The sequence below is a fragment of the Streptomyces sp. NPDC088747 genome (assembly GCF_044751025.1).
Classification (GTDB): domain Bacteria; phylum Actinomycetota; class Actinomycetes; order Streptomycetales; family Streptomycetaceae; genus Streptomyces.
This window is the reverse complement of sequence record NZ_JBIVKZ010000001.1, coordinates 394,771-407,640: the sequence shown is the minus strand read 5'-3', so window position 1 is coordinate 407,640 and position 12,870 is coordinate 394,771. Positions and strand designations below refer to the sequence as shown.

The following is a 12,870-nucleotide window of genomic DNA, read 5'->3' as shown; positions in this document are numbered from 1 at the left end:
CACCTCTCCGTCATATTTCAACACCTTTCGAAACGCGCCCTCTTTGTGCGCCCCTCTCCGGACTAGCGTCCCTGAGCCATGGGACACCTGGACCACGCCGCCTTCGGCTGGCTGACCCCCGTGCTGTCGTACGCGATGGCCTGCATCGGCGCCGCCCTGGGGCTGCGCTGCACCGTCCGCGCGCTCGGCGCCACCGGTCGGTCTCGCCGCAACTGGCTCCTCACCGCGGCCTCGGCCATCGGCACCGGCATCTGGACGATGCACTTCGTGGCGATGCTGGGGTTCGGCGTCAGCGGTACGGAGATGCGCTACAACGTGCCGTTGACCATCCTCAGCCTGCTCGTCGCCATGGCCGTCGTCGGCGCGGGCGTCTTCGCCGTCGGTTACGGCCGGGACAGGGGCCGGGCCCTCGTCCTCGGCGGCCTCACCACAGGGCTGGGCGTCGCGAGCATGCACTACCTGGGCATGGCGGCGCTGCGGCTGCACGGCGACGTGCGCTACGACCCGGTGCTCGTCGGACTCTCCGTCGTGATCGCCGTGGTGGCCGCGACCGCGGCCCTGTGGGCGGCACTCAACATCAGGTCCCCGGTGGCGGTCGCTCTCGCCTCCCTCGTCATGGGAGGGGCCGTGAGCAGCATGCACTACACCGGAATGATCGCGGTGAGTGTGCGTGTCAGCCCTTCCGGTGACGCACTGCCCGGGGCCACGGCGATGCAGTTCATCTTCCCCCTCGCTGTCGGCCTCGGGTCCTATCTCTTCCTGACATCGGCGTTCGTCGCGCTGTCACCGACGGCCGGTGAGCGCGAGGCGTCCGCCTCGGCCCAACGGCCGGTCGAGAGCCTCGCCCGCTGAGGGCGGAGCCGGCGCCATGAGTGCCGCCGGGCACGACCCGAACCGTCCGAGAGCACCCGAACCGATCCGAGCGAGGAGGCCATGCGTACACCCCGTAGCACCCCCACAGCCGGCGCCGAGCCGCCGCCCCAGCCCCCGGCGCGAGGCCGACGCGCGCACGCGGGCCCACCGGCCGACGAGCGCGTGGATGCCGACGAGACCGTCACCGGGACGCCGCCGATGACGCCGCCGCGCGCGGGTACGTGGGGAATCCGCCCCCGTACCGTGCGGGCCAAGATCGTCTGCCTCCTGATGGTGCCGGTCGTCTCGCTGCTCGCCCTGTGGGCGTACGCCACGGTGACGACCGCCCAGGAGGTGGCACGGCTGAGGCTGTTGCAGAGTGTGGACGCGACGGTCCGAGGCCCGGTCGGCACGGCTGTCGCCGCTCTGCAGAGCGAACGCGGGGCGGCTGTCCGGTACGCGACCGCCCCCGCCGCCGAGCGGGAGGCCGACCTGAAGGAACTGTCCGGGCGCACCGACCGAGCGGTGGCGAAGCTACGACTCGGCGAGCACAACACCGTCGCCGACGGCGCGGACCTGCCCGCGGGAGTGGCCACCCGCCTCGGCGCCTTCGTCACCGAGGCCGAGACCCTGCGGTCCGTACGCGCTGCCGTACTGGACGGCCGTACGGGCTGGGGCGAGACGTACAGGACATACACCCGGACGATCTCGACCGCTTACGCCGTGGGCGGCGCGCTCACCGGTATCCAGGACGCCGACCTGGGCTCCGACGCGCGCGTGCTGCTCGAGTTCTCACGGGCCGGGGAGGCGCTCGCCCAGGAGGACGCGGTGCTTTCCAGCGCCCGGCTCGCCAAGACGCTCGACGGCGACCGGCTGCGGCTGTTCACCGGGGCCGCCGACACCCGCCGTACCCTGACCGACGCGGCCGTGGCGGACCTCGGCGGGCCCGAGCGGGCCGCCTGGGACGACCTCGTGGAGGGGAGCGCGTACGGCGACGTGCGTGCCGTCGAGGAGAAGGTGCTGGCGGCCCGACCTGGAGGCAGTGCCATCGCCGCGGCGCCGGAAGCGGACTGGAACACCGCCCACGCGCGCGTGCAGGACGGAATGCGCACGATCGAGGAGAACGCGGCCCGGGGTGTCGCGGACCGGGCCGACCCGTTCACCCGGGGGGTGCTCACACCGGCCGGCGCCGCGGTCCTGTTCGGACTCGCCGCCGTCGCCGCGTCGCTGGTGATCTCGGTACGCATCGGCCGCGGGCTCGTCATCGAGTTGGTGAGCCTGCGCAACAGCGCCCTGGAGATCGCGCGCCGCAAACTCCCGCAGGCGATGCGCAGACTGCGCGCGGGTGAGGAGATCGACGTCCGGGTCGAGGCACCGCCTGGGCCACCCGCCGAGGACGAGGCAGGACAGGTCGCGGAAGCCCTGGGCACCGTGCACCGGGCCGCCCTGCGCGCCGCCGTCGAACGCGCGGAACTCGCCAGCGGGATCTCCGGGGTCTTCGTCAATCTGGCCCGCCGCAGTCAGGTCCTCGTGCACCGGCAACTGAACCTGCTGGACAGCATGGAGCGCAGGTCCGACGACCCGAACGAGCTGAGTGACCTCTTCCGGCTCGACCACCTCACCACCCGGATGCGCCGCCATGCGGAAAGCCTGATCATCCTCTCCGGAGCCGCACCTGGCCGCGCCTGGCGGAAGCCGGTCTCGCTGACGAACGTGGTCCGCGCGGCCGTCTCCGAAGTCGAGGACTACGCGCGCGTGGAGGTACGTCAACTCCCCGAAGCGTCGGTGGCGGGCGGCGCGGTCGCCGACCTCACCCACCTTCTGGCGGAGATCGTTGAGAACGCCGCCCAGTTCTCGCCGCCGCACACCCGGGTCCGGGTCAGTGGCGAACACGTCGGCAACGGCTACGTCGTGGAGGTCGAGGACCGCGGGCTCGGCATGGGCAAGGAGACGCTCGCCGAGGCCAACCGCAGGATCGAGCAGTCCGAGACGCTCGACCTCTTCGACAGCGACAGGCTCGGCCTGTTCGTGGTCAGCAGGCTCGCGGCGAGGCACGGCATCAAGGTGCACCTGCGGACCTCGCCGTACGGCGGTACCACCGCGGTCGTTCTGTTGCCGACGCCCCTGCTGCACGGTGGCGCGGCGGAACGTTCCGCCAGGCGCGCCGCTCCCGCAGGGCTGCCCGCGGAACGCGAGTACGCGCGCGTGCATGCCGCCCCGGAACAGGACTCTGTCCAAGCCGTCACCGAGAGGCCCGCACTGGTGCCCCCCATACGGGCCGCCGCCGAAACGCCGCTGAACGGTTCACCCGAGAAATCGCCCCCCGGAGTCACCACTTTGCGGTTGCATCGGCCTCCCGCGGCCCCCGAGGAGTCCGACGACCTCCCCCGGCGGGTACGGCAGGCGAATCTGGCGCCCCAACTGCGAGCACAGCTCTCCGAGGAGCCGGTGGCGACACCCGATGACCAAACGGACGACCCACGAACCCCCGAACTCGTACGGGACCGCATGTCGGCCTACCGGGACGGCTGGGCGCGCGGCGGTGGCAGGTCACCCGGCCGCCGTGGCACACCCACCCCCGAAACGGGCGGAGACAGCAGCGAAGGAGACCCCGCATGATCCAGGATCCGAGCATGAGGGCCGCCCAGCAGTCCGGCGAACTCGACTGGCTGCTGGACGACCTGGTGCTTCGTGTGGCCGAGGTTCGGCACGCGGTGGTGCTGTCGAACGACGGCCTCGCCGTGGGGGCGTCGACCGATCTGCGGCGTGAGGACGCCGAGCACCTCGCGGCCGTCGCCTCCGGCTTCCACAGCCTGGCCAAGGGCGCCGGACGCCACTTCGGAGCAGGCGGCGTACGGCAGACCCTGGTGGAGATGGACGACGGTTTCCTGTTCGTGGCGGCCGCGGGCGACGGGTCGTGCCTCGCCGTTCTCACGGCCGTGACAGCCGACATCGGCCTGGTGGCGTACGAGATGGCGCTCCTGGTCAAACGGGTCGGAGAGCACCTCTACGCGCCGGCGCGCGTCGGGGCACAGCCGCCCGCGGCCGGATGACCGAGGACGGTCGGTGCAGATGACGGAGGACATGCCGCGCGCCCTTCGGCAGGAGGGCAGCCAGTGGTACGACAACGAGGCCGGACCCCTCGTCCGCCCCTACGCGATGACAGGCGGCCGTACCAGATCGGGCCCCTCTGGCGTGCGCTTCGACCTGATCGCCCTTGTCACACTCGACGGCGCCGCCCCTGGTGCCGACGACGACACCTCGCTGGGACCGGAGCACCGGGCCCTTATCGAGCTGTGCCGTACCGAGACACAGTCGGTCGCCGAACTCTCCGCCGACGCCGACCTTCCGTTGGGCGTCGTCAGGGTGCTCCTGGGGGATCTCCTGGAACTGGGCTGCGTCACGGTCAGCCGCCCGGTGCCGCCGGCTCAACTGCCGGACGAGCGGATCCTCCGCGAGGTGATCGATGGACTGAGGGCGCTCTAGATGAACCAAGTCGACCTGACGCACACCCGTTTGCCGACAGATTTGGACACCGGATGGGCACGAGTGAGCCGCAACGGACAACTAGTGGTTCATTGCCTCGTAGGGGAGACGAAGTTGCCATGATGCTGACTTCGCGCATCCGCCCGGGCACTCCGCGCGCTGACACAGACGCACCGGCCCGGTCCCCGAACGGACGCACAACGGCCCCGAACGGACGTACAGACGTCGACCGTTGCCGGCACTCCCGAGAGAAGTGATCGATGGTCTCCGAGAACTCCGACGCCTCGGACGGTGACATGACCGCCATGGCGTTGAAGATACTGGTCGCCGGTGGATTCGGCGTGGGCAAGACCACCCTGGTCGGCGCGGTCAGTGAGATCAGGCCGCTGCGCACCGAGGAACTGCTGAGCGAGGCGGGACAGGTGGTGGACGACACCGAGGGAGTGGACCAGAAGGTCACGACGACCGTCGCCATGGACTTCGGCCGCATCACCATCAGGTCGGGTCTCTCGCTCTACCTCTTCGGAACCCCGGGCCAGGACAGGTTCTGGTTCCTGTGGGACGAACTCTCACAGGGAGCCCTCGGCGCCGTCGTCCTCGCGGACACCCGGCGACTGGCGGACTGTTTCCCCGCGGTGGACTACTTCGAGCACCGGCACATCCCGTTCCTGGTGGCCGTCAACTGCTTCGCGGGCGCCCGCTCCTACGGTGCTCAGGACGTGTCCCGTGCCCTCGATCTCGACCAGGGCACGCCCGTGGTGCTCTGTGACGCCCGCGACCGCGACTCGGGGAAGGAAGTGCTGATCCGTCTCGTCGAACACGCCGGGCGGGTCCACACCGCCCGGCTGCTCGACTCCGTCGGCTGAGACGCCTCACGGCGGTCCGTCGGCGCGACGGACCGCGCACGGATAGGGGCTCTCAGTCGGCCACCGCGGCGTAGGCCAGCACTTTGCTGATCCGCACGCGTACGAGGAGTTCGCCGGGGACGCCGTTGCGCTCGCCGAACTCCGCGGCGCGCTCCTCGCCCATGTACCGGGCGCCGATCCGAGCGGCCCAGTGCCGCAGCTCGTCCAGATCCTCCGACAGCTCGGCACGTCCTTCCAGCACGACGAAGTCGAAGGGCGGCCGATCGTCGTCCACACACAACGCGACCCGTCCGTCCCGGGCCAGGTTCCTTCCCTTGACGCTCTCCTTCGCGGTGTTGAAGACCAGGTCCTCACCGTCCAGCAGAAACCAGATCGGCGTCACGTGCGGACCTCCGTCGGCCCGGACGGTCGACAGTTTTCCGGTGCGGGTTCCGTTCGAGACGAACGCCCGCCATTGCTCATCGGTCATCTTCTGTGCCATGCCCCCATCCTCCTTGCCCGGGCAGCGGCTGTGGTGAAGGCTGGCTGGTCAGATCCTCCGGCCAGGGGGAGGCAGACCACGGGGGGACGGGACCATGGCGCAGACGGGACTCGGCTGGTTGCTGGACGACCTCACAGAGCGCGTCGAACACGTACGGCATGTCTTAGTGCTGTCCAACGACGGGCTGGTGAGGGGCGCGAGTACGGGACTTCGGCGGGAGGACGCCGAACATCTCGCGGCCGTCGCGTCGGGACTGCACAGCCTGGCCAAGGGCTCGGGCCGGCACTTCGGCGCGGGCCAGGTGCGCCAGACGATGATCGAGTTCGACGCCGCGGTACTTTTCGTCACCGCGGCGGGCGACGGAAGCTGCCTGTGTGTACTCAGCGCCGCGGAGGCCGACATCGGCCAGGTCGCGTACGAGATGACCCTGCTCGTCAACCGAGTCGGAGAGCACCTCGGCGTGGACGCGCGGCATCCGAAGAGCCCACCCCGCGAAGGCTTCTGACCTGCGGATACGTCGGCTCGGTCAAAGTTATCCACAGGCTCGGCGCAAGATCCGCCGAACCGGCTACGGTTTTTCCGAAGCGAGCGCACGCCAGCGTGAGCAACTCGTACGACGGGGGAGAACCGCCATGTCGGGCCACACCATCACCGCCATCTCGCAAGCCACCAAGGCCGCCGCCGACCTCTCGGCGCCCGCCACTCCTGCCACCGTCCCAGCAGGAGCAGGAGCAGGAGCAGGAGCAGGAGCAGGAGCAGGAGCAGGAACAGGAACAGGAACAGGAACAGGTGGGACGAAGGCAGGCACAGCAACAGGCGCAGGCGCCCGCCGACCGGACCTCGCACTCAGCCGTGCCGCACGTGAACTCGGCCTCAAGCGAGGCGAGTTCGACCTGGCTGTGCAGCTGGGATGCGTCCGTACCGGCCCCGACGAAGGGGGAGGAGGACGCCGGGTGTCCCGCACGGAGATCGACCGGGTGCGTTCCGAGCGCGGCTATCCCGAGGCTCTGCGGGATCGCGTCAAGGCTGTCGGCACGACGGAGGGAGCCGAACTCCTGGACGTGACGACCGCCAGGTTCACCCGCCTCGCCCGACTGGGCCTGGTGGTGCCGGTGAGGTTCTACCTCAACCGGTACCGGGCGGTGGTGTGGCTGTATCTGGTTGAAGAGCTACGGCAGTTCGCGGCGGGCAAGGACAACTCCCCGCTGCTGAGTGGCCGTACACCCGAAGGGCTCCGTGCCCAGTTGGACGAGGGACTGGACCTCCGGCCCCGCAACTGGCGGGGGCGCCACCTGGGCTTCCTGCTGCGACAGGCGGAGGACCCGTGGGAGCGGGCCGCAGTCGTGGCATCCCTGCTCGCCCCGGTCCAGGTCGCCGAGACCGTCAGGGATCCCTACGAGCGGGCGTATGTGAACCGCCTCGGACCCGAGCGCGGCTCCCAGGGCGCACCCGACTCACCCGCCGCGCGCACCGCCTCGCGGATCATGACGGCGGGCGACCCCGACGAGATCAGCTGGCTGCGGGCCGACTTGGGTCAGCTCCTCGCCGAAGCCCGCGCACTGCGGCCCGCTCCACGCCCGGTGCCACGGGCCTCACAGCCGACTGATTCTCATCCGACGGCAGCACGTCGGGCTCGTGCGGATTCAACGGCATCGCATCCGGCTGGTTCCCGTTCGACGGGATCTCGGCCGGCCGATTCTCGCTCGACGACATGGCGCCCGACTGGCTCAAAGCCGCCCGCCGCCCCGTCACCCGCCGCCCAGCCGCCTGCCGCCCAGCAGCCCGCGGCACCCTTGTCCGCCACACGGGCGACCGCCACGCGGATGTCTACCGCCTCACGGATGTCTGCCGCACGGAAGTCCGCCACACGGCCGTCGGCCTCCCGACCCGGACCGGAGGGCCCACCGCGACGGCCGGCGACCGGTGAGCCCGAGCGGCCACGGAAACTGCTCGGCTGGCTGCGTCGCAAGAACTGTCGCGAGAACTCCTGACGGCCCGAGCGACTCGACCAACTACAGCGCCCAACTACAGCGCCCGGAAAAGGCCCTCCTGGACGACCGAGACGAGCAGCCGGCCCTCCAGATCGTAGATACGCCCGCGGGCCAGTCCACGTCCGCCCGTCGCGATCGGGGACTCCTGGTCGTACAGGAACCACTCGTCCGCACGGAACGGCCGGTGGAACCACATGGCGTGATCCAGCGAGGCCATGTCGAAACCTCGCGGACCCCACAACGGCTCCACCGGAATGCGGACGGCGTCCAAGAGGGTCATGTCACTCGCGTACGTCAGCGCGCAGGTGTGCACGAGCGGGTCGTCGCCCAGCGGCCCGACGGCACGCATCCACACCGCGCTGCGCGGCTCGGCGTCCTTGATCTCCTCGGGGGTCCAGCGGAGCCGGTCCACGTAACGGATGTCGAAGGGCTGACGCCGGGCCATGCGCTCCAACGCTTCGGGGAGCGCGCCCAGATGGGCCTTGATCTCCTGCGCCAGCGTCGGCAGGGATTCCGGATCGGGGACCTCGCGGGCCGGCGGCAGCTGGTGCTCGAAGCTCCCTTCCTCAGGCTTGTGAAAGGAGGCGGTCAGATTGAAGATCGTGCGGCCCTGCTGCACGGCGGTGACCCGCCGGGTGGTGAACGACCGCCCGTCCCGGACCCGCTCGACCTGGTACACGATCGGAACGCCCGGGATTCCCGGGCGCAGGAAGTACGCGTGCAGCGAGTGCACCGGCCGGTCGCGTTCCGTGGTGCGCCCGGCGGCGACCAACGCCTGGCCGGCCACCTGGCCGCCGAACACCCGCTGCAGGGACTCCTGCGGGCTCCGGCCACGGAAGATGTTGACCTCGATCTGCTCCAGGTCGAGCAGGTCGACGAGGCTCTCGGCTGGATTCGTCATGTGTGGGTTTCTCCTGTGCTCACAACTGGCCGACGTCGGTGACCCTGACGACCGCGCGACTCTCGGCATCGGACGCCGTGAGGTCGATCTCCGCGCTGATGCCCCAGTCGTGATCGCCGTTCGGGTCGGCGAAGGTCTGCCGCACGCGCCACAGGCGGTTCTCCGGCTCCTCCACGATCGACAGCAGTTTGGGACCGCGGGCGTCGGGTCCGGTGCCCAGGTCCTCGTACTCGTCCCAGTACTTGTCCATCGCCTCGCCCCAGGCGTCGGCGTCCCAGCCGGATTCGGCATCCATCTCGCCGAGCTCGTTCACATGGTCGAGGGCGGCGAGTTCGACGCGGCGGAACATGGAGTTGCGGACCAGGACACGGAAGGCACGGGCGTTCGCGGTGACGGGCTTGACCTCGTCGGCCTTCTCCTGGGCCTCCTCGGCCGTCATCACCTCGGGGTTGGCGAGTTGCTCCCACTCGTCCAGGAGGCTGGAGTCGACCTGGCGCACCATCTCGCCCAGCCAGGCGATCAGGTCTTCAAGGTCCTCGGACTTGAGATCGTCCGGGACGGTGTGCTCGAGCGCCTTGTAGGCGCTGGCCAGGTAGCGCAGCACGATGCCCTCGGTGCGGGCGAGTTCGTAGAAGGAGACGAACTCGGTGAAGGTCATCGCCCGTTCGTACATGTCACGGATGACCGACTTCGGCGACAGCGGATGGTCCCCGACCCACGGGTGGCTCTTGCGGTAGACGTTGTAGGCGTGGAAGAGCAGCTCCTCCATCGGCTTGGGGTACGTCACCTCCTGGAGCCGCTCCATACGGTCCTCGTACTCGACGCCGTCCGCCTTCATCGCCGCCACGGCCTCACCGCGCGCCTTGTTCTGCTGGGCCGCGAGGATCTGCCGCGGATCGTCCAGCGTGGACTCGACGACGGAGACCATGTCCAGGGCGTAGGAGGGGGATTCGGGCTCCAGGAGCTCGAACGAGGCGAGGGCGAAGGTCGACAGCGGCTGGTTGAGCGCGAAGTCCTGCTGGAGATCGACGGTGAGGCGCACGATGCGGCCCTCGGCGTCCGGTGTGTCGAGCTTCTCCACGACGCCGCCGTCGAGGAGCGAGCGGTAGATGGCGATAGCCCGCCGGATGTGGCGCAACTGCTGCTTGCGCGGCTCGTGGTTGTCCTCCAGCAGATGCCGCATCGCCTCGAAGGCGTTTCCGGGGCGGGCGATCACCGAGAGGAGCATGGTGTGCGTGACCCTGAAACGGGAGGTCAGCGGCTCGGGATCGGAGGTGATGAGCTTCTCGAAGGTGTTGTCCGTCCACCCGACGAAGCCCTCGGGAGCCTTCTTGCGCACCACCTTGCGGCGCTTCTTCGGATCGTCGCCGGCCTTGGCGAGCGACTTCTCGTTCTCGATGACGTGCTCGGGCGCCTGGGCTACGACGAAGCCCGCGGTGTCGAAGCCGGCGCGGCCGGCGCGGCCGGCGATCTGGTGGAACTCGCGGGCGCGAAGGGTCCGGACCCGGGTGCCGTCGTACTTCGTCAGAGCTGTGAACAGCACCGTGCGGATAGGGACGTTGACGCCGACGCCGAGGGTGTCCGTACCGCAGATGACCTTGAGAAGACCCGCCTGGGCCAGTTTCTCCACGAGACGCCGGTACTTGGGCAGCATGCCGGCGTGGTGCACGCCGATCCCGTGGCGCACGTAACGGGAGAGGTTCTGGCCGAACTTGGTGGTGAAGCGGAAATTGCCGATCAGATCGGCGATCTTGTCCTTCTCCTCACGCGTGCACATGTTGATGCTCATCAGCGCCTGCGCCCGCTCCACGGCCTGGGCCTGCGTGAAATGCACGATGTAGACGGGCGCCTGCTTGGTCGCCAGCAGCTCGGTGAGTGTCTCCGTCAGCGGGGTCAGCACGTATTCGTAGGACAGCGGCACCGGGCGCGTCGCCGAGCGGACCACCGACGTGGGGCGGCCGGTGCGCCGGGTGAGGTCCTTCTCGAACATCGAGACGTCGCCGAGCGTCGCCGACATCAGGATGAACTGAGCCTGAGGGAGTTCCAGGATCGGGATCTGCCAGGCCCAGCCGCGGTCGGCCTCCGCGTAGAAGTGGAACTCGTCCATCACGACCTGGCCGACATCGGCGTGCTTTCCGTCGCGCAGCGCGATGGACGCCAGCACCTCAGCGGTGCAGCAGATGATGGGCGCGTCGGCGTTCACGGAGGCGTCGCCGGTCAGCATGCCGACGTTCTCGGTGCCGAACATCTTGCACAGCTCGAAGAACTTCTCGGAGACCAGCGCCTTGATCGGCGCCGTGTAGAAGGTGACCTCGTCGCGGGCGAGCGCCGCGAAGTGCGCACCCGCGGCGATCATGCTCTTGCCCGACCCCGTGGGTGTCGAGACGATCACGTTCGCACCCGAGACCACCTCGATCAGCGCCTCCTCCTGGTGGGGATAGAGGGTGAGACCGCGTTCCTCGACCCACGACTCGAAGGCTTCGTAGAGGGCGTCGGGGTCTGCGGTCTGCGGCAACTGATCGATAAGGGTCACGACCCCATCTTGCCTGTGAACCCGCGTGAGGGGGGAATCGGATGCGCGTCCGAAGATCGCGAACGCTACGCTGTGGCGCCGACGAGGCGTCAGCACACGCGGACAACTGGACAGCGGCACAAGAGGAATGGGGCGTCGAACGGCCATGATGGGACCAGCACACTCACTCTCGGGAGCCGCGGCCTGGCTCGGTGTCGGAGCGGCGGCGGCCGCCACCGGCCATGCCATGCCCTGGCCGGTCCTCCTGGTCGGCGCGCTGATCTGCGCGGGCGCCGCGCTCGCCCCCGACCTGGACCACAAGTCGGCCACCATCTCGCGGTCCTTCGGACCTCTGTCCAAGTGGGTGTGCGAGGTCGTCGACAAGCTCTCGTACGCCGTCTACAAGGGGACGCGCAAGGCGGGCGACCCCCGGCGCTCCGGCGGGCACCGCACGTTGACGCACACCTGGCTGTGGGCGGTGCTGCTCGGTGCGGGCGGCTCGGTCGCCGCGATCACCGGAGGGCGCTGGGCGGTCCTGGGCCTGCTCTTCGTGCACCTGGTGCTCGCCATCGAGGGCCTGCTGTGGCGGGCGACCCGTGGTTCCAGCGCCGACGTCCTGGTCTGGCTGCTGGCCGCGACCAGTGCCTGGATCCTGGCGGGAACCCTGGACAAGCCGGGCAACGGCGCGGACTGGCTGTTCACGGCCCCGGGCCAGGAGTACCTGTGGCTGGGACTGCCGATCGTCCTGGGCGCCCTGGTGCACGACATCGGGGACGCGCTGACGGTCTCCGGCTGCCCGATCCTGTGGCCCATCCCGGTCGGCCGCAAGCGCTGGTATCCGATCGGGCCGCCCAAGGCGATTCGCTTCCGGGCCGGCAGCTGGGTGGAGCTGAAGGTGCTGATGCCGGCGTTCATACTCCTGGGCGGCGTGGGCTGCGCGGCGGCGCTCAACTTCATCTGACCGAGCGGGTCACGCGATCACGCCGTACCGGCCTCGCCGCCGCCCTGGCCGCCACTCCCGTACCGCTTCTCGAACTGGGCGATCCGTCCCTCCGTGTCCACCGTCCGGGCCTTCCCGGTGTAGAAGGGGTGGCTTTCCGAGGAGATCTCGACGTCCACGACGGGGTAGGTCTCGCCGTCGTCCCAGTCGATGGTCCGGTCGCTCGTGGCGGTGGAGCGGGTGAGGAAGGCGTAGCCGGCGGCGCGGTCGCGGAAGACGACGGGGTGGTAGTCGGGCTGCTTGTCCTGCTGCATGTGTGCTCCTCGGGTGGAAGGGACGGGGCGGGCAGGGCCCGGTCAGCCGTACGGGGAGTCCTCGTCGACGATGTGCATCGCCGCCTCCTCGGCGGAGGCCGCGGCGCCGTCGATACCGACGTCCGTGGCGAAGAGCTCTTTGTCCTCGTCCTCGTGTGCCCCCTCGTCGGGGGCCACGAGACGGCCGGAGCGGAGCGCGCCCACCTCGTTGTCCAGGGGTTCGCCGTCGCTGGTCTCCCAGTCGCCGATGCCGTCCCCGCGGAGGGCGGTGATGTCAGGGAGCTCTTCCGCGAGACGCTGGTCCAGAGTCTCGCCCTGCCGGGCCTCCTCGGCGGTCACTCCGGCGTGCTCCACCGCCCACGGCCGTTCCGGTGGGGACCAGCCCCGGTCGAGGGGATCGTCGACGCCGTCGGAGTCGAGGGTGTCCTCGGCGTCGAGCAGCCCCGCGTCGTCCTGTACCTCGGACCCGTCGGGCTGGTAGACGTCGTCTCCCCATCCGTCGGCGCTGTCCACGGAGACCTCCAGGT

Annotated in this window: 12 protein-coding genes and 1 pseudogene; 8 read left to right on the top strand and 5 right to left on the bottom strand. The window is 69.8% G+C overall.

Annotated elements, in window-relative coordinates; genetic code table 11:
• Positions 1-78: 78 nt before the first annotated feature.
• From ACIP79_RS02065 to ACIP79_RS02045, 5 genes are all read left to right on the top strand, one after another.
• Positions 79-852, top strand: coding sequence for an MHYT domain-containing protein (locus ACIP79_RS02065; protein WP_401218018.1), 774 nt, complete (start codon positions 79-81; stop codon positions 850-852).
• A gap of 81 nt (positions 853-933) precedes the next feature.
• Complete coding sequence (locus tag ACIP79_RS02060; protein ID WP_401218016.1) at positions 934-3,471, top strand: nitrate- and nitrite sensing domain-containing protein; 2,538 nt, start codon at positions 934-936, stop codon at positions 3,469-3,471.
• Positions 3,468-3,905: a roadblock/LC7 domain-containing protein gene (locus ACIP79_RS02055; protein ID WP_401218013.1), complete on the top strand. Its 438-nt coding sequence runs from the start codon at positions 3,468-3,470 to the stop codon at positions 3,903-3,905. The genes ACIP79_RS02060 and ACIP79_RS02055 overlap by 4 nt, the downstream gene beginning before the upstream one ends.
• A 19-nt stretch (positions 3,906-3,924) precedes the next feature.
• A complete protein-coding gene (locus tag ACIP79_RS02050; RefSeq protein ID WP_401218011.1) occupies positions 3,925-4,338 on the top strand; it encodes a DUF742 domain-containing protein in 414 nt (137 codons plus the stop codon).
• A 260-nt stretch (positions 4,339-4,598) separates the two neighbouring features.
• Positions 4,599-5,204, top strand: a complete 606-nt coding sequence (locus ACIP79_RS02045) for an ATP/GTP-binding protein (RefSeq protein WP_383684863.1) — start codon at positions 4,599-4,601, stop codon at positions 5,202-5,204.
• 52 nt (positions 5,205-5,256) lie between these two features.
• Here the strand turns inward: ACIP79_RS02045 and ACIP79_RS02040 are convergent, their stop codons facing one another.
• Entirely contained in the window at positions 5,257-5,685 is a 429-nt protein-coding gene (locus ACIP79_RS02040) for a PPOX class F420-dependent oxidoreductase (protein WP_401218007.1), read from the bottom strand.
• 94 nt (positions 5,686-5,779) lie between these two features.
• Between ACIP79_RS02040 and ACIP79_RS02035 the strand changes: the two genes are divergently transcribed.
• Entirely contained in the window at positions 5,780-6,190 is a 411-nt protein-coding gene (locus ACIP79_RS02035) for a roadblock/LC7 domain-containing protein (RefSeq protein WP_383684859.1), read from the top strand.
• Between the two features lie 127 nt (positions 6,191-6,317).
• A pseudogene (locus ACIP79_RS02030) lies at positions 6,318-7,367 on the top strand (DUF6397 family protein); the annotation flags it as partial.
• Positions 7,368-7,710: 343 nt separating this feature from the next.
• Here ACIP79_RS02030 and ACIP79_RS02025 read toward each other — a convergent pair.
• A complete protein-coding gene (locus ACIP79_RS02025) occupies positions 7,711-8,577 on the bottom strand; it encodes an acyl-CoA thioesterase (RefSeq protein ID WP_401218005.1) in 867 nt (288 codons plus the stop codon).
• A gap of 19 nt (positions 8,578-8,596) precedes the next feature.
• Positions 8,597-11,110 (bottom strand): DEAD/DEAH box helicase, encoded by a 2,514-nt coding sequence (locus tag ACIP79_RS02020; protein WP_401218002.1) that lies wholly within the window; start codon positions 11,108-11,110, stop codon positions 8,597-8,599.
• A 145-nt stretch (positions 11,111-11,255) separates the two neighbouring features.
• Between ACIP79_RS02020 and ACIP79_RS02015 the strand changes: the two genes are divergently transcribed.
• Positions 11,256-12,050, top strand: coding sequence for a metal-dependent hydrolase (locus tag ACIP79_RS02015; protein ID WP_401217999.1), 795 nt, complete (start codon positions 11,256-11,258; stop codon positions 12,048-12,050).
• Between the two features lie 17 nt (positions 12,051-12,067).
• On the opposite strand, the gene ACIP79_RS02010 is transcribed toward ACIP79_RS02015, so the two are convergent.
• The gene (locus ACIP79_RS02010) at positions 12,068-12,343 is read right to left on the bottom strand and encodes a type B 50S ribosomal protein L31 (protein WP_383684851.1); all 276 of its coding nucleotides are present in this window, start codon (positions 12,341-12,343) and stop codon (positions 12,068-12,070) included.
• A 42-nt stretch (positions 12,344-12,385) separates the two neighbouring features.
• Entirely contained in the window at positions 12,386-12,856 is a 471-nt protein-coding gene (locus ACIP79_RS02005; protein WP_383684850.1) for a DUF5709 domain-containing protein, read from the bottom strand.
• Between the last annotated feature and the right edge of the window lie 14 nt (positions 12,857-12,870).